This window comes from Pseudocitrobacter faecalis, from assembly GCF_965231525.1.
GTDB lineage: Bacteria > Pseudomonadota > Gammaproteobacteria > Enterobacterales > Enterobacteriaceae > Pseudocitrobacter > Pseudocitrobacter faecalis.
This window is the reverse complement of record NZ_CBDDNJ010000002.1, coordinates 1,116,632-1,142,652: the sequence shown is the minus strand read 5'-3', so window position 1 is coordinate 1,142,652 and position 26,021 is coordinate 1,116,632. Positions and strand designations below refer to the sequence as shown.

General features: G+C 53.9%; 23 protein-coding genes. 15 read left to right on the top strand and 8 right to left on the bottom strand.

Annotation, left to right across the window (positions count from 1 at the left end; translation table 11 throughout):
* Positions 1-13 precede the first annotated feature (13 nt).
* A complete protein-coding gene (fruK, locus tag ACOXYR_RS05985) occupies positions 14-952 on the bottom strand; it encodes a 1-phosphofructokinase (RefSeq protein ID WP_108473649.1) in 939 nt (312 codons plus the stop codon).
* Positions 953-2,083, bottom strand: a complete 1,131-nt coding sequence (gene fruB / locus ACOXYR_RS05980) for a fused PTS fructose transporter subunit IIA/HPr protein (RefSeq protein WP_421355511.1) — start codon at positions 2,081-2,083, stop codon at positions 953-955.
* A gap of 371 nt (positions 2,084-2,454) precedes the next feature.
* Here fruB and setB point away from each other — a divergent pair, with 371 nt between their 5' ends.
* A complete protein-coding gene (gene setB, locus ACOXYR_RS05975) occupies positions 2,455-3,636 on the top strand; it encodes a sugar efflux transporter SetB (protein WP_113857292.1) in 1,182 nt (393 codons plus the stop codon).
* On the opposite strand, the gene ACOXYR_RS05970 is transcribed toward setB, so the two are convergent.
* Complete coding sequence (locus ACOXYR_RS05970; RefSeq protein WP_421355545.1) at positions 3,633-3,887, bottom strand: YkgJ family cysteine cluster protein; 255 nt, start codon at positions 3,885-3,887, stop codon at positions 3,633-3,635. The genes setB and ACOXYR_RS05970 overlap by 4 nt on opposite strands.
* A 150-nt stretch (positions 3,888-4,037) precedes the next feature.
* Here ACOXYR_RS05970 and yeiP point away from each other — a divergent pair, with 150 nt between their 5' ends.
* Positions 4,038-4,610 carry an elongation factor P-like protein YeiP gene (gene yeiP, locus ACOXYR_RS05965; RefSeq protein WP_015963720.1) on the top strand — a complete coding sequence of 191 codons (573 nt, stop codon included), beginning with the start codon at positions 4,038-4,040 and terminating at the stop codon, positions 4,608-4,610.
* Between the two features lie 157 nt (positions 4,611-4,767).
* On the opposite strand, the gene uxuA is transcribed toward yeiP, so the two are convergent.
* Positions 4,768-5,958 carry a mannonate dehydratase gene (uxuA, locus tag ACOXYR_RS05960; protein ID WP_108473646.1) on the bottom strand — a complete coding sequence of 397 codons (1,191 nt, stop codon included), beginning with the start codon at positions 5,956-5,958 and terminating at the stop codon, positions 4,768-4,770.
* A gap of 205 nt (positions 5,959-6,163) precedes the next feature.
* Here uxuA and ACOXYR_RS05955 point away from each other — a divergent pair, with 205 nt between their 5' ends.
* From ACOXYR_RS05955 to yejF, 9 genes are all read left to right on the top strand, one after another.
* Positions 6,164-7,633 carry a mannitol dehydrogenase family protein gene (locus ACOXYR_RS05955; protein ID WP_421355510.1) on the top strand — a complete coding sequence of 490 codons (1,470 nt, stop codon included), beginning with the start codon at positions 6,164-6,166 and terminating at the stop codon, positions 7,631-7,633.
* 123 nt (positions 7,634-7,756) lie between these two features.
* Positions 7,757-8,734, top strand: coding sequence for a CobW family GTP-binding protein (locus tag ACOXYR_RS05950; protein ID WP_189622782.1), 978 nt, complete (start codon positions 7,757-7,759; stop codon positions 8,732-8,734).
* Positions 8,735-8,778: 44 nt separating this feature from the next.
* The gene (locus ACOXYR_RS05945; protein ID WP_113857295.1) at positions 8,779-9,495 is read left to right on the top strand and encodes a phosphatase PAP2 family protein; all 717 of its coding nucleotides are present in this window, start codon (positions 8,779-8,781) and stop codon (positions 9,493-9,495) included.
* Between the two features lie 413 nt (positions 9,496-9,908).
* Positions 9,909-10,481 carry a bifunctional murein DD-endopeptidase/murein LD-carboxypeptidase gene (gene mepS, locus ACOXYR_RS05940; RefSeq protein WP_108473642.1) on the top strand — a complete coding sequence of 191 codons (573 nt, stop codon included), beginning with the start codon at positions 9,909-9,911 and terminating at the stop codon, positions 10,479-10,481.
* Between the two features lie 122 nt (positions 10,482-10,603).
* Positions 10,604-12,169 carry a cyclic di-GMP phosphodiesterase gene (locus ACOXYR_RS05935; RefSeq protein WP_108473641.1) on the top strand — a complete coding sequence of 522 codons (1,566 nt, stop codon included), beginning with the start codon at positions 10,604-10,606 and terminating at the stop codon, positions 12,167-12,169.
* 70 nt (positions 12,170-12,239) lie between these two features.
* Complete coding sequence (locus ACOXYR_RS05930; RefSeq protein WP_373300306.1) at positions 12,240-14,033, top strand: extracellular solute-binding protein; 1,794 nt, start codon at positions 12,240-12,242, stop codon at positions 14,031-14,033.
* A 9-nt stretch (positions 14,034-14,042) separates the two neighbouring features.
* Positions 14,043-15,137 carry a microcin C ABC transporter permease YejB gene (yejB, locus tag ACOXYR_RS05925; RefSeq protein WP_421355509.1) on the top strand — a complete coding sequence of 365 codons (1,095 nt, stop codon included), beginning with the start codon at positions 14,043-14,045 and terminating at the stop codon, positions 15,135-15,137.
* Positions 15,137-16,162: a microcin C ABC transporter permease gene (locus ACOXYR_RS05920; protein ID WP_113857297.1), complete on the top strand. Its 1,026-nt coding sequence runs from the start codon at positions 15,137-15,139 to the stop codon at positions 16,160-16,162. Before yejB ends, ACOXYR_RS05920 begins: the two co-directional genes overlap by 1 nt.
* A 1-nt stretch (position 16,163) precedes the next feature.
* A complete protein-coding gene (yejF, locus tag ACOXYR_RS05915) occupies positions 16,164-17,753 on the top strand; it encodes a microcin C ABC transporter ATP-binding protein YejF (protein WP_189622780.1) in 1,590 nt (529 codons plus the stop codon).
* Positions 17,754-17,756: 3 nt separating this feature from the next.
* Here yejF and ACOXYR_RS05910 read toward each other — a convergent pair whose 3' ends face one another.
* The 3 genes from ACOXYR_RS05910 to rsuA all read right to left on the bottom strand — a co-directional run bounded on the left by ACOXYR_RS05910 (position 17,757) and on the right by rsuA (position 20,359).
* Positions 17,757-18,101, bottom strand: a complete 345-nt coding sequence (locus ACOXYR_RS05910) for a YejG family protein (protein WP_108473637.1) — start codon at positions 18,099-18,101, stop codon at positions 17,757-17,759.
* A gap of 342 nt (positions 18,102-18,443) precedes the next feature.
* Positions 18,444-19,637, bottom strand: coding sequence for a Bcr/CflA family multidrug efflux MFS transporter (locus ACOXYR_RS05905; protein WP_108473636.1), 1,194 nt, complete (start codon positions 19,635-19,637; stop codon positions 18,444-18,446).
* Between the two features lie 14 nt (positions 19,638-19,651).
* Positions 19,652-20,359, bottom strand: a complete 708-nt coding sequence (gene rsuA / locus ACOXYR_RS05900; RefSeq protein ID WP_108473635.1) for a 16S rRNA pseudouridine(516) synthase RsuA — start codon at positions 20,357-20,359, stop codon at positions 19,652-19,654.
* Between the two features lie 236 nt (positions 20,360-20,595).
* Between rsuA and radD the strand changes: the two genes are divergently transcribed.
* Entirely contained in the window at positions 20,596-22,356 is a 1,761-nt protein-coding gene (radD, locus tag ACOXYR_RS05895) for a DNA repair helicase RadD (protein WP_421355508.1), read from the top strand.
* Between the two features lie 123 nt (positions 22,357-22,479).
* A complete protein-coding gene (gene rplY / locus ACOXYR_RS05890) occupies positions 22,480-22,764 on the top strand; it encodes a 50S ribosomal protein L25 (RefSeq protein ID WP_015963705.1) in 285 nt (94 codons plus the stop codon).
* Positions 22,765-22,818: 54 nt separating this feature from the next.
* Here the strand turns inward: rplY and yejK are convergent, their stop codons facing one another.
* Complete coding sequence (gene yejK, locus ACOXYR_RS05885; RefSeq protein WP_113857300.1) at positions 22,819-23,823, bottom strand: nucleoid-associated protein YejK; 1,005 nt, start codon at positions 23,821-23,823, stop codon at positions 22,819-22,821.
* A 186-nt stretch (positions 23,824-24,009) separates the two neighbouring features.
* On the opposite strand from yejK, the gene ACOXYR_RS05880 reads away from it, so the two are divergent.
* Together ACOXYR_RS05880 and yejM are read left to right on the top strand one after the other, a co-directional pair.
* A complete protein-coding gene (locus ACOXYR_RS05880) occupies positions 24,010-24,237 on the top strand; it encodes a YejL family protein (RefSeq protein ID WP_108473632.1) in 228 nt (75 codons plus the stop codon).
* 19 nt (positions 24,238-24,256) lie between these two features.
* Positions 24,257-26,017: an LPS biosynthesis-modulating metalloenzyme YejM gene (gene yejM / locus ACOXYR_RS05875; protein ID WP_421355507.1), complete on the top strand. Its 1,761-nt coding sequence runs from the start codon at positions 24,257-24,259 to the stop codon at positions 26,015-26,017.
* The last annotated feature ends 4 nt before the right edge of the window (positions 26,018-26,021 follow it).

Sequence of the window (26,021 nt, the reverse complement as noted above, 5' to 3'; positions counted from 1 at the left end):
TTCTCTCCTGCTGTTAATTAAACGGTTGTAAGTCAACGCGCGCCATCATGGCCGCCAGTTGGGTACGGTCGGTAATGCCGACGTTGCTCTGACTAACGGCCAGTGCCGCTACTGCCGTCGCCAGACGCAGTGTGTGCTCGCTGGATTCACGCATCAGCAAGCCGTAAATCAGGCCACCGACCATGGAATCCCCTGCACCCACGGTGCTGACCACTTCCATTGAAGGCGGTTTAGCGATCCACTCACCAGAGGCATTCACCCACAACGCGCCTTCCGCGCCGAGGGAAATCACCACATGAGCGATACCCTGTTCACGCAGAGCGTGAGCCGCGTCAATCACGTCTTTCATTTCCGGCAGCTTGCGACCTGCCCAGATTTCCAGTTCGCGACGGTTCGGTTTCACCAGCCACGGCGCGGCTTTCAGGCCCGCCACCAGCGCCTCACGGCTGCTGTCGAAAATGATGCACGGACACTGGCTGCGCAGACGCGTCATCCAGTCTGTAAACGCTTCCGGGCTGACGCCTGCCGGCAGGCTGCCGCTGACGCACACCATGTCGAACTGCCCCAGCCAGCTCAGGGAGTCGTTCACAAAACGTTCCCAGTCTGCGGCAGTCACGTCGAAACCGGAGAAGTTGAAGTCGGTGACTTCACCGTCTTTTTCCGTCAGCTTCACGTTAATGCGGGTACGCCCCTGCACCACCTGAAAACGGTTGGCGATGCCAAGTTCACTGAACAGTTGCTGAAAACCGTCCTGGTTGTCTTTGCCGAGGAAGCCGCCGACGGTGACATCGATGCCCAGGTCCTTCAGCACTTTTGCAACGTTAATCCCTTTACCCGCGGCGTGCAGGCCGGTAGTGCGTACCAGGTTAACTTCGCCACGCTCAATTTCTGGCGTGAAGCCAACCAGATCGTAGGCCGGATTTAGTGTGATTGTTGCAACGCGTCTGCTCATTTATGCGCCCTCCCCGAGGCCAGAGGCGATCGCCTCTCCAATTGCGTCCAGTGCCTGACGAGCATCGTCCCCCTGAGCGGTGAAGCGCAGGCGATGGCCTTTCTTCACGCCGAGCGCGACAACTTTCATCAAACTACGACCGTTCGCCGGTTTACCGCTGCCATCAAGGTTGGTGACGGTGATATCACTGCTGAACTGTTTGATTGTATTGACTAACATGGTACCCGGACGGGCATGTAAGCCATGCTCGTTGCGCACCACAAACTCTTCGCTTAAGACGTCTTCCGCTGCCGCATCGTCGCTGGTCAGCAGCGCCAGCAGGGTAGCCGCATCGGCTTTCAGCAGACGTTCAGCTTTATTTTCCAGCAGCAGATTACTCAGTCGGCTGAGCACGGCTGTCGGTTGATCGTCCGCCATTGCCACGGTAATCAACATGGCAGCCTGAGATTCGCCCACGCTAACCGGGCTTGCCGCACGGCTCACCGCCACGGCGCTACGCAGGTTGCCGTTAACACCATCGCTCAGCCAGATACCCTGACCGAGATTCAACGGCTGTTCGTTAATCGCATCGGCGACAAAAGCGCTATCGACCGCTCCGGCCTCTTTCAGACGCGCGGCGTTCAGCGCCTGCAGCGTCACCAGATCGTTTGCCGCGACATCCAGCGACAGCGTATCGTTATCAAGCTTCAGCGATTCGCTCTGCTTTTCGCCCATCAGCAATGCACGCAGCTCTTCCGCCGTGGTGGCGCTTTTCAGCTGTTCAGCAACCGAGTCATCGCTCAGCACGTGCGTCAGCTGACGCAGCAGACCAAGGTGTTCATCTGAGCTTGCGGCAATACCGATAGCCACATACGCCGTTTGCCCTTCGCCCCAGGTCACGCCCTGCGGGAACTGATAAACCTGGACGCCAGTTTTCAGCACCTGGTCACGCGTATCGGTGGTGCCGTGCGGAATGGCGATGCCATTGCCTAAGAAAGTGGACGTTTGTTGCTCACGCGCCAGCATCCCGGCGACGTAACCTTCCGCCACGTTGCCTGCACTGACCAGTGCTGAAGCAACCTGCCGAATAGCCTCTTCTTTATCCGCGGCCTGCTGACCGGGATGAATATCCTGAACAGATAACTGGAACATGGTTCTCCTCTCCTGCTGAATTGAATCGTTTCAGCTAACATGAGAAAAAAGGCGTCACCTTATGCCGAAAGAAAGGTCAGATGACGCTGAAACGTTTCAATGGAGTCTGTCCCTTTCTTGACCACCCTGCAAGATAAGTTGAATTTCTGATGTTTAAAGTTAGATCTACAGCACATTTTATTAGCATTAATGCCACAACTGCTGACGCGTAAATCGGCTGATTTTTACAGCGTCAGCAAACGTCAGCTTGAGTGAGAATTATTTTGAAATAGCTTTTTAATTTTTTTGTGCGGAATTTGATGTAGATGACTGTTCATTTTCTGAGTGGCGACGTAAACTCCCGCCTCCTGTCACGCTACCGATAAAGAGATATGCACAACAGTTCCGCCGCCGTTCCTCGACGTCCGTTTGATCTCACCTCATCGTCGTTTCTGATTGTCGCGTTTTTAACCGGTATCGCCGGGGCGTTGCAAACGCCGACCCTGAGCCTGTTTCTGAGCAATGAAGTCCACGTTCGCCCGGCGATGGTGGGTTTCTTTTTTACCGGTAGCGCGGTCATCGGCATTTTCGTCAGCCAGTTTCTGGCCAGTTGGTCAGATAAACGCGGCGATCGTAAAAACCTGATTGTCTTTTGCTGCCTGCTTGGGGTGATGGCGTGCATTCTTTTCGCCTGGAATCGCAACTACTTTATTCTTCTGTTTGTCGGCGTGTTCCTTAGTAGCTTTGGCTCTACCGCTAACCCGCAGATGTTCGCGCTTGCTCGCGAACATGCCGATAAAACGGGACGCGAAGCGGTAATGTTCAGTTCCATCATGCGTGCGCAAGTCTCACTGGCCTGGGTTATTGGCCCGCCGCTGTCCTACGCGCTGGCAATGGGGTTTGGTTTCACGACGATGTACCTGGCAGCCGCTGGCGCATTTGTTGTTTGCGGCGCGATGGTCTGGCTATTCCTCCCCACCATGCGCAAAGAGAAAGTGATGATCAGCGGCGCGATTCAGGCGCCGCGAACCAACCGAAAAGACGCCCTGCTGCTGTTCGCCATCTGCACGCTGATGTGGGGAACCAACAGCCTGTATATCATCAACATGCCGCTCTACATTATTAATGAGCTGCATCTGCCTGAAAAACTGGCTGGCGTAATGATGGGGACGGCGGCCGGCCTGGAAATACCGACAATGCTTATTGCCGGATATTTTGCTAAGAGGTTGGGTAAACGCTTTCTGATGCGTTTGGCCGCCGTCGCCGGACTGCTGTTCTACGCGGGTATGCTGACCTTCCATAACCCCATGCTGCTTCTGGCAATGCAGGTGCTGAATGCGATCTACATTGGGATCCTTGGCGGCATCGGAATGCTCTACTTTCAGGATTTGATGCCGGGCCAGGCGGGGTCAGCGACAACGCTTTATGCCAACACTTCACGCGTGGGCTGGATTATCGCCGGTTCGCTGGCGGGCGTTGTTGCGGAAATCTGGAACTACCATACGGTGTTCTGGATAGCGCTGGTTCTGTGCGTTTGTGCGGTTGGCTGTCTGGTCAGAATTAAAGACGTTTAAGGTGCCGTTAGCGTTTCAAGGGTCAAAAGCCATGTGATTGCCTCTGTGCGGTTCGCGCCGCACATCTCCGCGGACGGTTGAAGTCCGGCACAGACGTTAGGCCGCAGCGGCGAGGTGAAAATCTTACATCGCTGACGCTCGTCAAGCTGTACGCAGGGAGTGTTAGCCGGCTTGCCGTTCGGCATGCCAGGGATGGGGCTGGAGATAGACGGCGCAGTGCAGCAGGCCCCACAATCCGGGCGACATTCCATAATGTAGACTCTTATCAGGGGCGCAATGGCGCGCACAGTAACACCTTTTAGCGGAAGATAGCAAAACCCTTCAATTCCTCTTGCCTGAAAGGCCCGGCGCGAGTACTTTTACGCGATATTTTTGACACCCTTGTACACAGGATAATTGCAATGCCAAGAGCGAACGAAATTAAGAAAGGTATGGTGCTGAATTACAACGGCAAACTGCTGATTGTAAAAGATATTGATATTCAGTCACCGAGCGCCCGTGGCGCTGCAACGCTGTATAAAATGCGTTTCTCTGATGTCCGCACCGGTCTGAAAGTCGAAGAACGTTTTAAAGGCGACGATCTGCTTGATACCGTGACTCTGAACCGCCGCTTTGTTGACTTCTCTTATGTTGATGGCAACGAGTACGTCTTTATGGATAAAGAAGACTATACCCCGTACACCTTCACCAAAGATCAGATTGAAGAAGAGCTGCTGTTTATTCCTGAAGGCGGCATGCCGGATATGCAGGTGCTGCTGTGGGACGGTCAGTTGCTGGCGCTGGAACTGCCGCAGACCGTTGATCTGGAAATCGTTGAAACGGCACCGGGTATTAAAGGTGCTTCTGCCAGCGCGCGCAACAAACCCGCTACGCTGACCACCGGCCTCGTTATTCAGGTTCCTGAATACCTGAGCGCAGGTGAAAAAATCCGTATTCATATTGAAGAAAAACGCTATATGGGCCGCGCGGATTAATCGCGATGCCTTCGCCTGATGCGCTTCGCTTATCAGGCCTACAGTGTTTGTGCCGTTGTAGGCCGGGCAAGCGCAGCGCCCCGGCAAAAATACAGGCTCTCGCATTAACGTAAAAAAGCCAGCTCAATGAGCTGGCTTTTTTTATTCTGAAACCAAATTACAGCAAATCGCGAAATTTAGTCGCTTTCAGCGCCATCTCAACGCCACGCACTTCCGCCAGCCCCTTCAGACGACCAATCGCGGAATAACCTGGGTTGGTTTTCTTTTTCAGATCGTCAAGCATCTGATGGCCGTGGTCAGGACGCATCGGAATTGGACGCAGATCGCCGGCATTCTTACGACGCTGCTCTTCAGTCAGAATCGCATCAACCACCGCAACCATATTCACGTCGCCCTGTAAATGCGCAGCTTCGTGGAAGGTTTTCGGGTTGTCTTCACGGCAGGTGGAGCGCAGGTGCGTGAAGTGAATACGATCGCCGAAGGTTTGAATCATTTTCACCAGGTCGTTATCAGCGCGCACGCCATAAGAACCGGTGCACATGGTGAAGCCATTGTTAATGCTGTCAACGGTCTCTTTCAGCCACTGCATATCTTCGATAGTGGAAACGATACGCGGCAGGCCGAGGATCGGACGCGGCGGATCGTCCGGGTGAACCGCAAGGCGCACGCCCACTTCTTCCGCAACCGGCACAATCGCACGCAGGAAGACGGCCATGTTTTCACGCAGTTGCTCTTTGCTGATGTGATCGTACTCAGCCAGACGCGCACGGAACTGATCAAGGGTATAGCCCTCTTCCGCGCCCGGCAGGCCAGCAATGATATTGCGTGTCAGTTTTTCAATATCGGCAGCGGTCATGGCCTCGAAATAGGCTTTCGCTTGCTGCTGCTCTTCTGCGGTGTAATCAGCTTGCGCGCCTTCACGCTTGAGGATATGCAGCTCAAAAGCGGCAAACGCAATCTGGTCAAAACGCAGCGCTTTGGAACCATCTTCCAGCGTGTATTCGAGGTCAGTACGCGTCCAGTCAAGGATTGGCATAAAGTTGTAGCATACGGTATCAATGCCGCAGGTCGCCAGATTGCGAATGCTCTGCTGGTAGTTAGCAATCCAGGTTTTGTATTCGCCGGAAGCCGTTTTGATATCTTCGTGAACCGGGATACTTTCAACAACAGACCAGGTCAGCCCTTTTTCCGCCAGCATCGCCTGACGTTTTTGAATTTCTTCGACCGGCCACACCATGCCATTCGGGATGTGGTGCAGTGCAGTCACAACACCTGTTGCACCCGCCTGACGCACATCATCAAGGGAAACCGGATCATTTGGGCCGTACCAACGCCATGTTTGTTCCATCGCCTCAACCTCTCAACTTGTTATACCAATAAAATGTTCGTTAATGACGACTACCATACATGTTTATTCGTAGTGGTCAAATACGGCCCCTGCAATGATTGATCTGGCTCACATTACCCGGATAAATTCGGCACACCAATTTAATTTGTTGTCATATAACTTTACACTGGCATTGTTAATTTCTGGTTAATTGGACGTGTAAAGAATGAAAACAATCGCCAACAGTACGCTCCCTGAGAATGTGCAACTGCCTCATTATGATAGAAAAGCGCTGCGCTCACGGATTGTGCATTTTGGTTTCGGCGCCTTCCATCGCGCGCACCAGGCGCTGCTGACTGACCGTGTACTGAATGCCGTGGGCGGCGATTGGGGGATCTGCGAGATCAGCCTGTTTAGCGGCGACCAGTTGATGAGCCAGCTTCGCGCGCAGGATCATCTGTTCACGGTGCTGGAAAAAAGCGGTGACGGTAATCAACCAATAGTGATTGGCGCAGTGAATGAGTGCCTCAATGCCAAACTCGATTCGCTGGCGGCGATTATTGAGAAATTCTGTGAGCCGCAGGTGGCGATTGTTTCTCTGACAATCACCGAGAAAGGCTACTGCATCGACCCGGCGACCGGGCAACTGGACGTGAATCAGCCACGCATTGCACACGATCTCGGCCATCCGCAGGAACCCCACTCTGCGCCGGGTATTCTGGTCGAAGCCCTGCACCGCCGTCGCCAACGCGGACTGCCGGCTTTTACGGTTCTCTCCTGCGACAATATTCCGGACAACGGACACGTGGTGAAAAACGCCGTGCTGGGAATGGCGAAACAGCGCGATCCGGCACTGGCGGCGTGGATATCAACGCATGTTACCTTTCCCGGCACCATGGTTGATCGCATCGTACCGGCGGCAACCGAGGCGTCGCTTGCGGAAATCACCGATGAGCTGGGCGGCGTGAACGATCCTTGTGCAATCAGCTGTGAGCCATTTATTCAGTGGGTTATTGAAGATAACTTCGTGGCGGGCCGCCCGGCATGGGAAATCGCCGGCGCGCAACTGGTTAACGATGTGTTGCCGTGGGAAGAGATGAAGTTACGCATGCTCAACGGTAGCCACTCGTTCCTGGCGTATCTCGGTTATCTGGCGGGTTATCAGCACATCAGCGACTGCATGCAGGACGCGGATTACCGCCTCGCCGCTCAACGTTTAATGATGACGGAACAGGCTCCTACACTGAAGATAACCGATGTGGACTTAGGCGCTTACGCCGAGAGCCTGATGAGCCGATTTAGCAACCCGGCGCTGAAGCATCGTACCTGGCAAATCGCCATGGACGGTAGCCAGAAGCTGCCACAGCGCCTGCTGGACGGCATTCGCGTACACCTGGCACAGGGCACAGCGTGGCCGCTGCTGGCATTAGGCGTCGCGGGCTGGATGCGTTATGTCAGCGGCATCGACGATGCGGGTGAAAAAATTGATGTGCGCGACCCGTTATCCGAGAAGATCGCCCGGATCGTTGCCGACAGCCGTGACGAAGAACGCGTCACCGCCCTGTTAACACTCAGTGAAATCTTTGGCAGCGACCTGCCGCGCAACGCGACCTTTGTCGAAAATATCCAACAGGCATGGCAGCGTCTGGTGCAACTCGGTGCACGTCAGGCCATTATCACAACCCTGAATAGTTAACAATTTCTGCTGTTATGCGAAGAGAAATCATTTCTCTTCGCGAATTACTTCTCTTTTCATCGCCTTTTCGCCAGGATTAATGCAACCCGTAACAACATTGCAGATTTTTATCCTGGAGTTTTCGTGACAAAGACCAACCTGATAACCGGTTTTCTCGGTAGCGGTAAAACCACCTCCATCCTCCATCTGCTCGCGAATAAACCAGCCGATGAGAAGTGGGCGGTGCTGGTAAATGAGTTCGGCGAAGTGGGCATTGATGGCGCGCTGTTGGCCGATAGCGGTGCGCTGCTCAAAGAGATCCCCGGCGGTTGTATGTGTTGTGTGAATGGTTTACCGATGCAGGTGGGCCTGAATACGCTGCTGCGTCAGGGAAAGCCAGACCGTCTGCTCATTGAGCCCACCGGGCTGGGCCATCCTAAGCAGATCCTCGATATTCTCACCGCCGCGGTCTACGAGCCCTGGATCGACCTGCGGGCGACACTTTGCATACTTGACCCGCGTCAGCTGCTGGATGAGAAAGTGGTGCTCAATGAGAACTTCCGCGACCAGCTCGCCGCCGCCGATATCATCATTGCCAATAAAGGCGATCGCGCGACGGCGGAAAGCGAGCAGGCCCTGGAAAGCTGGTGGCAACAATACGGCAACAATCGTCAGCGGGTTAGCGCGACGCAGGGTAACATTGATATCGCCCTCCTCGACCAGCCGCGGAGCAATCTCACACAACTCCCTGCCAGCGCCGCACACTCGCACGCGCATCCGGAGAAAAAAGGGCTCGCCGCGCTCAGCCTGCCGGAACATCAACGCTGGCGTCGCAGCCTGAATAGCGGCCAGGGTTATCAATCCTGCGGCTGGATTTTTGACGCCGACACAACTTTCGACACCGTGGGGATTCTCGAATGGGCACGTCTTGCTCCCGTTCAGCGCGTTAAAGCGGTCATGCGGATCCCGGAAGGGCTGGTGCGGATAAACCGCCAGGGTGCAGATCTGCACATTGAAACGCAGAGTGTCGCACCGCCGGACAGTCGCATCGAGCTGATTAATGATGCGGATGCCGACTGGAATGGGTTGCAAACCACTCTGTTGAAGCTCCGTTTAGCGTAAAAGCGCTAAGGTTGCGGTCGTTGTTGAATTAAGGTGATGAAAAAATGAAAACGCGATATCCGTTAATCCTGCTGCTGAACGCTGCGGGCATAGCGCTCTTTTTATGCTGGTTCCTGCCGCCCAACCATGGCGTCTGGTTTAATGTTGATTCCGCGATTTTCCACTTCTTCAATCACGGGCTCGATGAGAGCCGCGTTTATCAGTGGTTCCTCGCTATAACCAACAACCGCGCCTTTGATGGCTGTTCGCTGCTGGCCATGGGCTGCCTGATGCTTAGCTTCTGGCTGAAAGAGGATGCCGCTGGCCGTCGCCGGATAATTATTATTGGCCTGGTCATGCTGCTTGCCGCAGTGATTATTAACCAGCTGGCACAGAATTTGATGCCGGTTAAGCGCGCCAGCCCAACGCTATTTTTCCCGGATACCCATCGGGTGAGCGATTATTTGCACATCTCGACCAAGGATGCTTCACGGGATAGTTTCCCAGGCGACCACGGCATGATGCTGCTCATTTTTTCAACATTCATGTGGCGTTATTTTGGTAAAAAAGCGTTCGCCATCGCGCTGGCTATTTTCGTGATTTTTGCCTTCCCGCGCGTAATGATTGGCGCACACTGGTTTACTGATATCGCCGTGGGTTCTCTGACAGCCGTGTTGATTGGCATTCCGTGGGTATTGATGACCCCGCTGAGTGACAAAGCAATATCGCTTTTTGAACGTTATCTTCCGCGGTTCAATATGGCCCAATCCGAAAATAAATAACGGACGTTATAAAATTATCATCAGGGATCGTTTTAGATCCCTGATTTATCTCCGCCGATAAATCATTCTGAACAACGTTTTCCGCCACAAATATTCGCCTTATGAATGAGTGAGTTGCCTATTTTTCAGGCTAAATTGACACTATTTTACGCATTCACAAATTTTAACTTTCTGTATCACAATTTCTTATAAGAAATCCTGTAAAACCACTCGCAATGCCCTTGTCAATCGGGTAATCTCAATCGCGTTTGCCAATAATGAGCAATTATTCTCACAGTGAATAAATTTGTGCGCTAGTCCACAGATCTGACTTTAAAGAATTGTCTCATTGTTAGCGTGTATTTAGTCTCAGACGCGTTTGGCATTTTTTATAACGACATTGTCGTTAAGGACTTCAAGGGAAAACACATAAAATGGTCAAATCTCAACCAATCTTGAGATATATCTTGCGAGCGATTCCAGCAGTAGCAGTTGCGGTTCTGCTTTCTGCCTGTAGTACAACAAAAGACACCGCCAGGAATATGCATTCTGAGACGCATGCTGTGGGCACCAACGATGCCTCGTCACTGCAAGCCTCTCAGGATGAATTTGAATCAATGGTACGCAACCTCGACGTGAAATCACGTTTGATGGATCAGTACGCAGGCTGGAAAGGCGTTCGTTATCGTTTAGGCGGTGACACCAAACGCGGCGTTGATTGCTCCAGCTTTGTACAGCGCACCTTCCGCGAACAATTTGGTTTAGAGCTGCCGCGTTCTACGTGGGAACAGCAGGAAACCGGTAAATCCGTTTCTCGTAGCCAGCTTCGCACCGGCGATTTAGTTCTGTTCCGTGCAGGATCAACAGGTCGTCATGTCGGCATCTATATCGGTAATAATCAGTTCGTTCACGCGTCTACCAGCAGCGGTGTTACGATCTCCAGCATGAATGAACCATACTGGAAGAAGCGCTATAATGAAGCGCGCCGAGTGTTAAGCCGCTCTTAATATCACTTGCTGTCAGTATCCCTTGATTGACCGCAAGCATAAGAAAGCACTGCTCTGGCAGTGCTTTTTTTTTCCTGATGATTTTGCAAAACCGATTTAAATAACCGAGACCCGCAATCTTTATGCTAAGCCGCAAAACGCTGTTAAGCCGCAGAATCGCCATCACCAGTTTGTTGGTCGGCGTGGTATTTGCTCTGCTGGCAGGCGGTACTCAGTTTTACGTCTCTTACCACAAACGCACCGAGCAGTTTGACAACACCATTACCGAGCTGAAAACCTATCTCAACAGCTATTTTGGCGAGGTGCTCAGTACTATCGATACGCTGCAACCGCTGACCATGAGTTTGTGTGAGGACGTCTCCTCTGAGCTCACCTCGCGGGCGGCTTTTAGTCTTAATATTCGCGCTTTTCTGCTGGTCAAAGACGGCCATGCGTTTTGTTCATCGGCAACAGGGCCGCTGGATATCGCGATTAAAGATCTCGTCCCTGCTCTTGACCTGTCACAAAATAAAGCGATGACGATTTTGCCCGGCACCCCCATGATGCCGCACCGCCCGGCATTTATTCTGTGGGCGCGTAGCCCACTGTTGGCTGACCGAGGGGTATTTACGTCCATCAACGCCAATCTGATGCCGTGGATACTGAATTCATCGAAACAGAGTCAGTACAGTGGCATCGCGCTGGTGATTAATGGCAATACGGCGATCTCAACTTTTAACCACCAGCCCGTGGCGCTGACAAGCATTGAAAATAGCCCCATTCGCCGGGCTAAAATCAACGGCGTGCCGCTTGAGATTTATCTCTATGGCAACGAAGTCGCCACGGATAATATGCTTTACGCACTGCTGTTAGGGGCGATGTGTGGCCTGCTGAGTGGAATTTTGTGCGCCTACGTAATGACGATAAGAATGCGGCCTGGCCGGGAAATTCTATCGGCAATTACCCGAAATCAGTTTCATGTGGTCTACCAGCCGGTGGTGCATGCCAGCGATTTGCATATTGGCGGCGTGGAAGTGCTGATGCGCTGGACGCATCCTGTTGCCGGCAATATTCCTCCCGACGCCTTTATCAGTTTCGCAGAGGGGCAAAACCTGATGGTTCCTCTCACCCGCCATCTTTTTGAGTTAATTGCCAACGATGCGCCTGCACTGCAAAAAGTGCTGCCGCCCGGCACAAAGCTTGGGATAAATATCTCGCCAAGTCATCTGCACGCTGAGAGCTTCAAACAGGATATCCGTCACCTGCTTGCCAGTTTGCCTGAAAACTATTTCCAGGTGGTGCTGGAGCTCACCGAGCGCGACATGCTCAATGAAAAGCAGGCGGTGAAACTGTTTGAATGGCTACACGGCGAGGGCATAGAAATTGCCATTGACGATTTCGGTACCGGTCATAGTGCGCTGATTTATCTTGAGCGCTTCACGCTGGATTATCTGAAAATCGACCGAGGTTTTGTCAAAGCCATTGGTACGGAAACGGTCACCTCGCCGGTACTGGATACTGTACTGACGCTTACGCATCGTCTAAATCTGGTCACCGTGGCAGAAGGCGTGGAGACGCAGGAGCAGGCAACGTGGCTGCGCGACCACGGCGTCGATTTCCTGCAGGGCTACTGGATAAGCCGACCGCTCACTCTCCCTCAGCTTGTTGAGGCGCATAATGAGCCTGCGAAATATTTCACAAGCCGCTAAGGGTCAATTATGATTCAAGGACATCAGGAACGGATCATAAAGGGAAGGTAGCCCGGTGATATTTGTGCGCATGTGTCTCGTGCTGTTGGCGCTGAGCAGTTTTCCCCTCGGCGCACAGACGATTAAAGAGAGTTACGCGTTTGCCGTCATTGGCGAGCCGAAGTATGCCATTAACTTTAATCACTTCGATTACGTCAATCCGGCTGCACCGAAAGGCGGCGCGGTGACGCTTTCTGCTATTGGCACCTTCGATAACTTTAACCGTTATGCGCTACGCGGCAACCCCGGCGTGCGTACAGAATCGCTTTATGATGCGCTCTTCACCACCTCGGACGATGAACCGGGCAGCTACTATCCGCTGATTGCCGAAAGCGCCCGCTACGCCGATGATTACTCATGGGTCGAAGTCAGCATGAACCCCCAGGCTCGCTTTCATGATGGAAGCCCCATTACCGCCCGCGACGTCGAGTTTACCTTCCACAAGTTTATGACCGAAGGTGTGCCGCAATTCCGTTTGGTCTACAAAGGCACGACTGTTAAAGCCATTGCGCCGCTCACGGTGCGTTTCGAGCTGGGCAAACCGGGCAAAGAGGATATGTTGAGCCTTTTCTCCCTGCCGGTGATGCCAGAGAAATTCTGGCGCGACCACAAACTCAGCGATCCGCTCTCTACCCCACCGCTCGCCAGCGGCCCCTATCGCATTACCGACTGGCGGCTGGGGCAATATATTGTCTATTCACGAGAAAAAAATTACTGGGGCGCGAATTTGCCCGTCAACCGTGGCCGCTGGAATTTTGATACGCTGCGCTACGACTACTACCTTGATGACAATGTCGCCTTTGAAGCATTTAAGGCGGGTGCCTTCGATCTACGTAACGAAGGCAGTGCCAAAAACTGGGCCACGCGCTATATCGGCAAAAACTTCGCCAATGGCTATATCGTGAAAGAGGCGCAAAAAAATGAGGCCGCTCAGGATACACGCTGGCTGGCGTTTAATATTCAGCGCCCGGTCTTTGCCGATCGGCAGGTACGTGAAGCCATCAGCATGGCCTTCGATTTTGAATGGATGAATAAGGCGCTGTTTTATCACGCCTACAGCCGCCCCGTCAGCTATTTCCAGAATACAGAGTACGCGGCGCGCCATTATCCGAATGCCGAGGAACTCACGCTGCTGGCTCCGATGAAAAAGGATCTTCCACCCGACGTCTTTACCACTATTTATCAGCCGCCCGTCTCAAACGGTGATGGTGCGAACCGCCAAAACCTGCTTAAAGCGGGCGAGCTGCTCACCCAGGCGGGCTGGGTGCTGAAAAATCAGCAGCGCGTAAATGAAAAAACGGGCCAGCCACTTCGCTTCGAACTGCTGGTCGCCTCTGGCGGGAATAACCAGTGGGTGCTGCCGTTCCAGCGCAATCTGAAGCGCCTCGGCGTCGATATGTCTATTCGCCAGGTCGATAACTCTCAGTTGCTCAGCCGCTTACGTAAACGCGATTACGATATGATGCCAAGCCTGTGGCGCGCCACGCCGTGGCCCAGCTCCGACCTGCAAATTTCCTGGTCATCCGAGTACATCAACTCAACCTATAACGCGCCCGGCGTCGCCAGCCCGGTCGTTGACACGTTAATCAATCAAATAATCCAGGCAAAAGGTGACGAGAAAAAATTGCTGCCGCTGGGTCGCGCGCTGGATCGCGTCTTAACCTGGAACTTCTACATGCTGCCGATGTGGTATATGGCGGAGGATCATGTGGCTTACTGGGATAAATTCTCACATCCACCGGTTCGCCCGCTCTATGCCAGCGGCTTTGACAACTGGTGGTATGACGTCAATAAAGCGGCGAAACTGCCGGAAGCCAGGCGTTAAGGAGAAGAGATGAGCGCCTATTTGCTCCGCCGCTTATTGCTGATTATCCCGACGCTGTGGGCAATCATCACGCTTAACTTTTTTATTGTTCAGATTGCCCCTGGCGGCCCGGTCGATCAGGCCATTGCCGCCGTTGAGTTCGGTAACCCCGGCGGCCTGCCTGGCACCGGCGGAGGCGGCTCGGGCGGCAGTCATGCACGCGCGGGCGTGGGTAATATCGCCGACAGCCAGTATCGCGGCGGGCGTGGCCTTGACCCGGAAGTGATCGCCGAAATTACTCAGCGCTACGGTTTTGATAAACCGCTGCACGAACGCTACGTCAAAATGCTGTGGGATTACATCCGCTTTGATTTCGGCAACAGCCTGTTTCGTAACGCCTCCGTTTTACAGTTAATGAAGGACAGCCTGCCCGTGTCGATTACGCTCGGCCTGTGGAGCACGCTGATTATTTACCTGGTGTCGATACCGCTGGGGATTCGCAAAGCGGTGCAAAACGGCAGCCGTTTCGACACCTGGAGTAGCGCACTGATTATTATTGGCTACGCCATTCCGGCGTTTCTGTTCGCTATTTTGTTGATCGTGTTCTTCGCTGGCGGCAGTTACTATGACCTGTTCCCGCTACGTGGGCTGGTATCGGCCAATTTCGACACGCTTCTCTGGTATCAGAAAATCACTGACTACCTCTGGCACATCACGCTGCCGGTGCTGGCGACGGTGATTGGCGGCTTTGCGGCGCTTACCATGCTGACTAAAAATTCGTTTCTGGACGAAATTCGCAAACAATACGTGGTCACCGCCCGCGCCAAGGGCGTCAGCGAGCACAACATCCTTTGGAAGCATATTTTTCGTAACGCCATGCTGCTGGTGATTGCCGGTTTTCCTGCCACTTTTATCAGCATGTTCTTTACCGGCTCGTTGCTGATCGAAGTGATGTTTTCACTGAACGGGCTGGGGCTTCTGGGTTATGAGGCGACCGTCTCACGCGATTACCCTGTGATGTTCGGTACGCTCTATATTTTTACCCTGATCGGCCTGCTGCTGAATATCGTCAGTGATATCACCTACACGTTGGTCGATCCGCGCATCGATTTTGAGGGCCGGTGATGATGTCGTTAAACCCAATAAATCAGGCCCGCTGGGCGCGCTTTCGCCATAACCGACGCGGTTACTGGTCGTTATGGATCTTTCTGATCATCTTCGTTTGCAGCATGTGCTCCGAACTCATCGCCAACGATCGTCCTTTGCTGGTGCAGTACAAAGGCAGCCTCTACGTGCCGCTGGTAAAAGAGTACAGCGAACAAACCTTTGGCGGCCAGTTCGCCACCGCCGCCGATTACCAGGATCCGTGGCTGCGTAAGCAGTTGAGCGAAAATGGCTGGGTGCTGTGGGCGCCGGTTCGCTACGGTGCAACAACCATCGACTTTAATACCGACCTCCCCTTCCCTTCGCCACCTTCTTCACAAAACTGGCTGGGCACCGACGCCAACGGCGGCGATGTGCTGGCGCGCATTCTTTACGGCACTCGCATCTCGATTTTGTTTGGCCTGATGCTGACGATTTGCTCGAGCGTAATGGGGGTAACAGCCGGCGCGATTCAGGGATATTACGGCGGTAAGATTGACCTCTGGGGGCAACGCTTTATTGAGGTATGGTCCGGCATGCCGACGCTGTTCTTGATCATTTTGCTTTCAAGCGTCGTGCAACCGGGCTTCTGGTGGCTGCTGGCGATTACTGTCCTGTTTGGCTGGATGGCGCTGGTCGGCGTGGTGCGCGCAGAATTTTTACGCACGCGAAACTATGACTATATTCGCGCGGCACAGGCGCTTGGCGTCAGCGACCGCAGCATTATTTTCCGTCATATGCTGCCCAACGCGATGGTTGCCACCCTCACCTTCCTGCCGTTTATTTTATGCAGCTCCATTACCACGCTGACCTCGCTGGATTTCCTCGGCTTCGGCCTGCCATTGGGGTCGCCATCGCTGGGAGAACTGCTTTTACAGGGCAAAAATAACCTTCAGGCTCCGTGGCTTGGCATCACGGCATTTCTTTCCGTTGCTGTGCTGTTGTCGCTGCTGATTTTTATCGGCGAAGCCGTGCGCGACGCTTTTGATCCGAATAAGGCGGTTTAAGATGAGTCATCATCTGCTTGAGATAGACAATCTTTCCATCGCCTTTCGCAATCAGGGCGTCACACGTACGGTTGTTAGCGAGCTCTCATTACAGATTGACGCTGGCGAAACGCTGGCGCTGGTTGGTGAATCGGGCTCGGGAAAAAGCGTCAGCGCGCTCTCCATTTTGCGCCTGCTGCCGCAGCCGCCAGTGAGCTATCCTGGCGGCGATATCCGTTTTCAGGGCGAAACTCTGCTTCATGCCAGCGAACACACGCTGCGTGGCGTGCGTGGCAACCGCATTGCGATGATTTTTCAGGAGCCAATGGTCTCGCTGAACCCGCTACATACGCTGGAAAAACAGCTTTATGAAGTGCTCTCGCTGCATCGGGGGATGCGCAAAGAGCCTGCGCGGGCAGAAATCCTGGATTGCCTGGACAGGGTTGGCATTCGTAACGCGGCCAAACGGCTGGCGGATTATCCGCATCAGCTCTCCGGCGGCGAACGTCAGCGCGTGATGATTGCGATGGCATTGCTGACGCGTCCTGCCCTGCTGATCGCCGATGAGCCCACCACCGCGCTGGATGTATCTGTGCAGGCACACATTCTCACCCTACTGCGCGAGCTAAAGCACGAGTTAAACATGGGCTTACTGTTTATCACCCATAACCTGAGCATTGTGCGCAAGCTGGCTGACCGGGTTGCGGTCATGCAGCAGGGCCGCTGCGTTGAACAGAATCGCGCTCAGACGCTGTTTGCCGCACCAGTGCACCCGTATACCCGCAGGCTGCTCGACAGCGAGCCATCGGGCTCTCCAGTACCTTTACCGGAGGATGCCGCCACGTTGCTCAAGGTAAACGATCTCAGCGTCGAATTTCCGATACGTAAAGGCGTCCTGCGCCGCATCGTTGATAACAATCGTGTGGTGAACAATTTAAGCTTTACCCTGCGCGCGGGCGAAACGCTGGGGCTGGTAGGGGAATCGGGTTCAGGGAAGAGCACCACCGGGCTTGCGCTACTGCGCCTCATTGCCTCCAAAGGCGAGATTCAGTTTGCCGGGGAAATGTTGCAGGGCCGTAGCCGTAAGCAACTCCTGCCGCTGCGCCATCGCATTCAGGTGGTCTTCCAGGATCCGAACTCGTCGCTTAACCCGCGTCTGAACGCGCTACAGATTATTGAAGAAGGTTTACGGGTACACCACCCAGCGCTGTCGGCAATCGATCGCGAACAACGCGTCATTCAGGCCATGCAGGAAGTGGGGTTAGATCCGGACACACGTCAGCGCTATCCGGCGGAATTTTCCGGCGGCCAGCGACAACGTATCGCCATCGCGCGCGCCTTGATCCTGAAACCTGAATTGATCATCCTCGATGAACCCACGTCATCGCTCGATCGCACCGTTCAGGCGCAGATACTGACGCTATTAAAGGAATTGCAGAAAAAGTACCGGCTGGCCTATATCTTTATCAGCCACGACCTGCATGTGGTACGTTCGCTGTGTCACCAGGTGATTGTGCTGCGACAGGGAAAAGTGGTCGAACAGGGAGAGTGCCAGCGCATTTTCGCAGCACCAGAGCAGGATTACACCCGTCAGCTCATTATGCTGAGCTGACGATCAGAACGGATTATTGCCGGAGAAGGTTTCGGCAATCGCCACGCCAAAATTTTTCAGACGGCAGGTCGCGGCACATTCGTCCTGACGTTTTACAAACAGGCACGGCTCCCCTTCACACTCCAGAACGGAGCTTTCGAGCGAGATATCCGACAATGCCTGGCTTAAGGTATGCATCACTGGCCAGGCTTTATCACCGTCCGGGCTCAGCAGTTTCAGGGCCACCAGCGCATTTTCGTTGCTATCACCGCTTTGCGGAATCGGTTCAACTCTTGAACCTGCGAAACCCGCCGCCCAGCGATAATCCTGCGGCAGTCGATGTACTATAGAAAGCTGTAATGTCGTCACGTTCTTTTCCCCGGAAGCAATTTACTTCACAATTATTTTACATCCATATTAACACATTGTTGACAAATCGTCCTGCATCCAGAAAAAAACGCCTGCAACTCACGGCTTATTCATTGACTGAGTGATTATTTTTGTCGCGACAAGCGAATTGGGTGATGCTTTTCGGCGCTATATGTACCCGTTTCTGTGATCTAACACAACCTTTTTATCTACAACAATGTGACTTTTTACATTATTAGATTTTACATAAAAGAAACATACATAAGTACCACGAATAGTACTTCGGTTGATATGCATCAAAAAAAAGGGGCGAAAAATCGCCCCTTTATCAAAATGTTTGTACTACGCGCATTTTCGTCGACGGCTGGCGTAAAGCAGGAAAAAGAGTGAGCAACTGGCGCACAGCCCAATGGAGAGAATCATTGGCCAGGCTGAGTTGAACGTCGCCAGCGACAGCAGCGCACCAATGATAGCGCCAATGCCGAAACGGAAGGTTCCGGCGAGCGACGACGCCGTGCCTGCCATATGCGGGAACTCGTCAAGAATGACCGCCATCGCATTCGAGGAAACCATCGACACGCAGCCGACAAATACCGCAATGCCCAGCACCAGCGACCAGAACCCCACGTCCAGCAGCGCACACGCCACCATCCACACCGCCATAGCAAACTGTACCAATAACCCGGCACGGAACATGTTTAATGCCCCTACGCGGCGCACAATGCGGCTGTTGATGGTGGTCATGATGAACAGGAAGACGATATTCAGCGCAAAGTAGTAACCGAAATGCTGTGGCGAGACATGGTTCAGTTCAATATAAACAAACGGCCCGGCGCTCAAAAACGAGAACATCGCGGCAAAGCTAAAACCGCTCGCCAGCATGTAGGAAAGTACGCGTTTGTGACGGAACAGCGAGGCGAAGTTACCCAGCACCGTGCGCAAATGAAACGTCTGCCGCTTTTCAACGGGCAGCGTTTCCGCGATAAAGAACCAGATAGCCAGCGACGCCAGAATCGCCGCTGCGGCGAGGATCCAGAAAATCGCCCGCCAGCTAAACCAGACCAGCACCGCGCCCCCCGCCATCGGTGCGACCAACGGTGCAATGGTGGTAACCAGCATGACAAACGACATCATCCGCGAGAACTCTTCTTTAGGATAGATATCACGCATCAGAGCGTTAATCACCACGCTTGCCGCCGCAGCCGCCAGGCCGTGGAAGAAGCGCATCACAATGAGCTGATCGATACTTTTTGACAGCGCGCAGGCAATGGCGGCAACCGCAAAAATCAGCGTCCCGCCAAGGATAACCGGCTTGCGGCCCAGGCTATCGGCCATCGGGCCATACAAAAGTTGCCCGAACGCGAACCCCAGTATGTACGTACTGAGGGTCATCTGTGCGCTACCCGCAGGCACGCCAAACTGTTGTGAAATAACCGGCAGCGCCGGGAGATACATATCAATAGAAAGCGGCATCAGCATGGCCAGAAGGCCAAGGATAAACACGATATTGAATGACGATGGCTGCCTGGATGTCACAAGTTACCTCAATGTTAGCGCGGCGGCAGGCCGACGCTTGCGATTTCTTCTTCGGTTAACGGACGGTATTCGCCCGGCTCAAGATCGTCGTCGAGCGCAATCTCACCGATACGTTCACGATGCAGCCCCACCACGTGGTTGCCCACGGCGGCGAACATACGTTTCACCTGGTGATAACGACCTTCGCTGATGGTCAGTCGTACCTGCGTCGGGGTAATCACTTCCAGCACCGCCGGTTTGGTGAGATCTTTTTCGTTGTGCAGTTGAACGCCTTTGGCGAATTGCGCTGCGGTATCGTCGCTGACCGGGTTTTCCAGGGTCACGAGGTAGGTTTTTTCACAGTGGTGACGCGGTGAAGTGATGCGATGCGACCACTGGCCGTCATCGGTCATCAGCACCAGACCGGTGGTGTCGATATCCAGACGACCGGCAGCATGCAGTTTGTGCGCCACAGGTTCATCAAGGAAATAGAGCACGGTAGGATGATCCGGGTCGTCGGTTGAGCAGACATACCCTTCCGGCTTGTTGAGCATAAAGTAGCGCGGGCCGTGCTGCTGGGCCAGAGGGTTCCCCTCATAAGCCACCTCATGTTCAGGAAGCAGTTTAAACGCCGTATCTCGCACAATTTCGCCATCCACGGTGATGTGGTTGCCGCGGATTTGACGCCCGGCAATAGCACGGCTGACGCCGAGTTGCTGAGCGATAAACTTATCAAGTCGCATGAAAATTTTTAGCCTGTATGATGCCGGGTGTCGGGCAACGCGCCCGAAAAATGGAGTAACAACAATCGAGTATAGACTCAAAATCATTCGAGTTGCTTCAAGGCGGCAAAGATGTGAACAAGTGCAGCCAACGCAGAAGCAGCTTGAAGGATGAAGAGTATAACGGGGTTGTTATACCACTCAAGTGAAAAGATTCGTGGCATACTAATCGCGAGCAAAACCAATAAACGAGCCCCATGACTTTTACACTTCGCCCCTATCAGCAGGAAGCCGTCGACGCCACGCTTAACCACTTTCGCCGCCATCAGCACCCTGCCGTGATTGTGCTGCCCACCGGCGCGGGCAAAAGCCTGGTGATTGCCGAACTGGCAAGACTGGCGCGTGGACGTGTGTTAGTACTTGCACATGTTAAGGAGCTGGTCGCGCAGAACCACGCCAAATATTGCGCGCTGGGTCTTGAGGCCGATATCTACGCGGCGGGCCTGAAGAAAAAAGAGAGCCACGGCAAAGTGGTGTTTGGTAGCGTGCAGTCCGTCGCGCGCAATCTTGACCATTTTCAGCGTGAATTTTCGCTGCTGATCGTCGATGAGTGCCACCGCATCAGCGATGATGACGACAGCCAGTATCAGCAAATCCTTACCCACCTGAAGAGCGTAAACCCCACCGTGCGCCTGTTAGGGTTGACCGCCACGCCCTTCCGCCTGGGAAAAGGCTGGATTTATCAGTTCCATTATCATGGTATGGTGCGGGGCGACGAAAAAGCCCTTTTCCGCGATTGCATCTATGAGCTGCCGCTGCGCTATATGATCAAACACGGCTACCTGACGCCACCCGAGCAGCTTGATATGCCGGTGGTGCAGTACGATTTCAGCCGCCTGCAGGCCAACAGCAACGGGCTGTTCAGCGAAACGGATCTCAATCGCGAACTGAAACAGCAAAAACGCATTACGCCGCACATTATCAGCCAGATTGAAGAGTTTGCTCAGGGCCGCAAAGGGGTGATGATTTTCGCGGCCACCGTTGAGCACGCGCGCGAAATTACCGGGCTGCTGCCCGCCAACGATGCGGCGCTGATCACCGGTGAGACGCCCGGCCCGATGCGCGATGAACTCATCAACGCCTTCAAGGCGCAGAAGTTTCGCTATCTGGTGAACGTATCGGTATTAACCACCGGCTTTGACGCCCCGCATGTCGATCTCATCGCTATCCTGCGCCCAACCGAATCAGTGAGTCTTTACCAACAAATTGTGGGTCGCGGCCTGCGCCTGTCACCGGGAAAAACGAGCTGCCTGATTCTGGACTACGCCGGAAACCCTCACGACCTTTACGCGCCGGAAGTCGGCGCGCCAAAAGGCAAAAGTGACAACGTACCTGTCCAGGTTTTCTGCCCCGGCTGCGGCTTTGCCAATACCTTTTGGGGCAAAACCACCGCTGATGGCACGTTGATTGAACACTTTGGCCGCCGCTGTCAGGGCTGGCTGGAAGATGACGAAGGGCACCGGGAACAGTGCGACTACCGCTTCCGCTTCAAAAACTGCCCACAGTGTAATGCGGAAAACGATATCGCCGCCCGCCGCTGTCGGGAGTGCGACACGGTGCTGGTCGACCCGGACGATATGCTGAAGGCGGCGCTGAAGTTAAAAGATGCGCTGGTACTGCGCTGTAGCGGCATGGTGCTTCAGGACGGCGCGGATGACAAAGGCGCGTGGCTGAAAATCACCTACTACGATGAAGATGGCGCTGATGTAAGTGAGCGCTTCCGTCTGCACACACCGGCACAGCGTACCGCTTTTGAGCAACTTTTTATGCGCCCGCATACCCGAACGCCGGGCGTACCGTTACGCTGGATAACGCCTGCTGACATCATTGCCCAGCAGGCGCTGTTGCGTCATCCCGATTTCGTGGTAGCGCGTAAAAAAGGGCAGTTCTGGCAGGTACGCGAGAAAGTTTTTGATTATGAGGGGCGCTTCCGTCGCGCCAACGAATTGCGCGGATAAACGTCCTTTTGATTGATACGGCGCGCATTTAAGTATAAAATGCCGCCCGCTTTCACATCCGTGAAGCAGATCATTTGCCTGCTGCTGGGTCGCCTGTAGCAGGAATAATTAAGAGAGATTTCAATGTTTACTATCAATGCAGAAGTACGTAAAGAGCAGGGTAAGGGTGCGAGCCGCCGCCTGCGCGCAGCTAACAAGTTCCCGGCTATCATTTATGGTGGCGAAGCTGCTCCGGTTGCAATCGAACTGGATCACGACAAACTGTGGAACATGCAGGACAAAGCTGAGTTTTACGCAGAAGTTGTTACCATCGTAATCGATGGCAAAGAAGAAAAAGTGAAAGTTCAGGCTGTACAGCGTCACGCTTACAAACCGAAACTGTCTCACATCGACTTCGTTCGCGCGTAATCGCTGACAAGTTGTGAAAAAGCCCCGCTTGCGGGGCTTTTTTGTGCACAGCGTTTATTTCCCGCCAACGCGGCGCTGAAGCTGATCGCGCAGGTTCGGCGGCGTACCTTTAATGGTCAGTGTATCCGTTGCCGGATCCCAGAAAATACGCTCGCCCAGCAGCAAAGAGTCGAAGTTAATCGTCAACCCGCCGCCGCTACCGGCAAATTTCGTCAGTTGACGCAGAGTGCTGCGATCTGCCGGGAAGCTCTCTTCCAGTTCATAGCCTTTTTCAGCCGTAAACTCGCTAAAGCTCACTTCACTCACGCCTGAAATCTCTTTGGAAAGGGATTCCAGTTCAATCTCTTCGCCCGCCTGCAACTGCTCATTACAGTAGTCGTAAACCTGCTGACGCACGGTCTGACGCTCGTTTTTATCAAGCTGCGCTTCGGCGGAGAAATCATCCAGCGCCTGCAACAGGCCACGGTTTTGCACTTTGGCGTTTAGCCCTTCGCTGGCACCGAGGAAATCCATAAAGAAATCCGCGACTTTACGCCCGACGCGCCCTTTCAGGAACGTCAGGTAACGGGTCGATTCCGGGTTGGTTTCCCACTCGGTTAAATCGATACGCGCCACGATATCCGCATGATTAATATCGAGATAGTGTGTCGAGCTGATATCCAGCTGTTCGTTGACGCGCATGCTGCTGAGATTATTCAGCACCGCCACCAGCAGGTATTCCACCGCCAGATAGCGATAATGGCAAAACAGCACGATGCCGCCATCGGCAAACGGATACTTGGCCAGCTCATCGCGCAGACGGCCAGTCGCCGCCCGGCTGAATGCCAGAAAATCTTCTTCTCCCTGACGCTGCAGACGCAACGCCTGGGCCAGCTCGCTTTCTTCGTTAAACAGCCCGTAGGCCTTATTTTTAGCGCTGTAGACCCGATGCAGTTCCGCCATCATTTCTTCGACGGGCGCAGTGGGCTCCAGCAGCGAATCACGCAGTACCAGTTCAAGCGTCTGCTCATCGCGTTTGATAAGCTGGTGCAGCGCAATCTGGTCGATATCCAGACTCATGTTAAACTCTCCTTTTAGATCGGGTGTATTCAACCACCCCTTAGGCTGCTGTGCAACTTGCTCTTTCTTCTGATGCCCGATCCTTTCAACCCTGAGGAAAGGATGACGTTTAGGGCGAAAAAATGCGGAAAAAATGCTGGTGCTACGGTAATATATTGCCCTTCCATATAAAGACAGATTTGATTTATGCCACAACAATCCCGCTACAGTGATGAACACGTTGAACAACTGCTCAGTGAACTGGTCAACGTACTGGAACAACACAAGACTCCAACAGACCTCTCTTTGATGGTTCTGGGGAATATGGTGACGAACCTGATTAACAGCAGCGTCGCCCCGGCTCAGCGCCAGGCTATCGCCCGCTCGTTTGCTCAGGCGTTACAGTCTTCGATTAACGACGACCCGGCGCACTAAGGGATACACACAACAGTTTATGGTGACTCATCGTCAGCCCTACCGAGAAAAAGTCTCCCAGATGGTTAGCTGGGGGCACTGGTTTGCTATGTTCAACATGTTGTTGGCCATGGTGCTCGGCAGCCGCTATCTTTTTGTTGCCGACTGGCCGACAACGCTTACCGGTCGCGTCTACTCGTACCTGAGCCTTGTCGGGCATTTCAGCTTCCTGGTGTTCGCCGCCTATCTGCTGATTCTTTTTCCGCTGACATTTATCGTCGGATCGCAGCGTTTAATGCGGTTCCTTTCCGCTATTCTGGCGACCGCCGGAATGACGCTGCTGCTAATCGATACTGAAGTTTTCACCCGCTTCCACCTGCACCTCAACCCGGTGGTGTGGGAGCTGGTTATCAACCCGGACCAAAATGAAATGGCCCGCGACTGGCAGCTGATGTTTATTAGCGTGCCAGTGATTTTACTTATCGAAATGCTGTTCGCCACCTGGAGCTGGCAAAAGCTGCGCAGTCTGATGCGCCGACGCCGCTACTTCCGCCCCGTCGCCTGGCTCTTTTTTGTGGCATTTATCAGTTCTCACGTGATGTACATCTGGGCTGATGCTAACTTCTATCGCCCAATTACCATGCAGAAAGCGAACCTGCCGCTCTCTTACCCAATGACCGCGCGCCGCTTCCTTGAAAAACACGGCCTGCTGGATGCGCAGGATTACCAGCGTCGTCTGGTTGAGCAAGGCGATCCGGAAGCCGTTTCGGTGCAATATCCCCTGAGCGAACTGCGCTATCGTGATATGGGCGCGGGGCAAAACGTCCTGCTGATCACCGTCGATGGCCTGAACTACTCACGCTTCGAGAAACAGATGCCATCACTGGCCCAGTTTGCCAGTGAAAACGTCAACTTTACCCAGCACCTCAGCTCGGGTAATACGGCGGATAACGGTACCTTTGGCCTGTTCTATGGTATCTCCCCGGCTTATATGGATGGCGTGCTCTCGGCACGTATCCCGGCGGCGTTAATTACTGCACTGAACCAGCAGGGTTATCAGTTGGGCCTGTTCTCATCAGATGGCTTCAGTAGCCCGGTTTACCGTCAGGCACTGCTTTCGGACTTCTCGCTGCCGCCTGGCAAATCGCAAAGCGACCAGCAGACGGCAAACCAGTGGATTAACTGGCTGGGCCGCTACGCGCAGGAAGAAAACCGTTGGTTCTCGTGGGTCTCCTTTAACGGTACTAACCTCGATAACAGCCAGCAGCAAGGCTTCACCCGCCGTTATGCGGCCGCGGCATCCGATGTCGATACACAGATTAGTCGTGTACTGAGCGCGCTGCGTGATTCCGGCAAGCTGGATAGCACAGTGGTCATTATTACCGCCGGTCACGGCGTGCCGCTGGGCGATGAACGTGAGCAGTTCGACTGGTCACGCGCGCGGCTTCAGGTTCCGCTGGTAGTCCACTGGCCGGGCACCCCGGCGCAGCGTATCGACGCCCTGACCGAACATAAAGACGTGATGACCACCCTGATGCAGCGTTTATTGCACGTCAGTACGCCGGCGAATGAATACTCGCAGGGTCAGGATCTCTTCAGCGCCACGCGTCGCCACGTCTGGGTGACCGCCGCAGATAACAACACGCTGGCGATTACGACCCCGCGCTTTACCGTCGTGCTCGACCACAATGGCCATTACCAGACGTGGAACAGCGACGGCGAGAAAGAGCGCGAGCAAAAACCTCAGTTGAGCCTGCTGTTGCAGGTACTGACCGAGGAAAAACGATTCATCGCTAACTGATTGA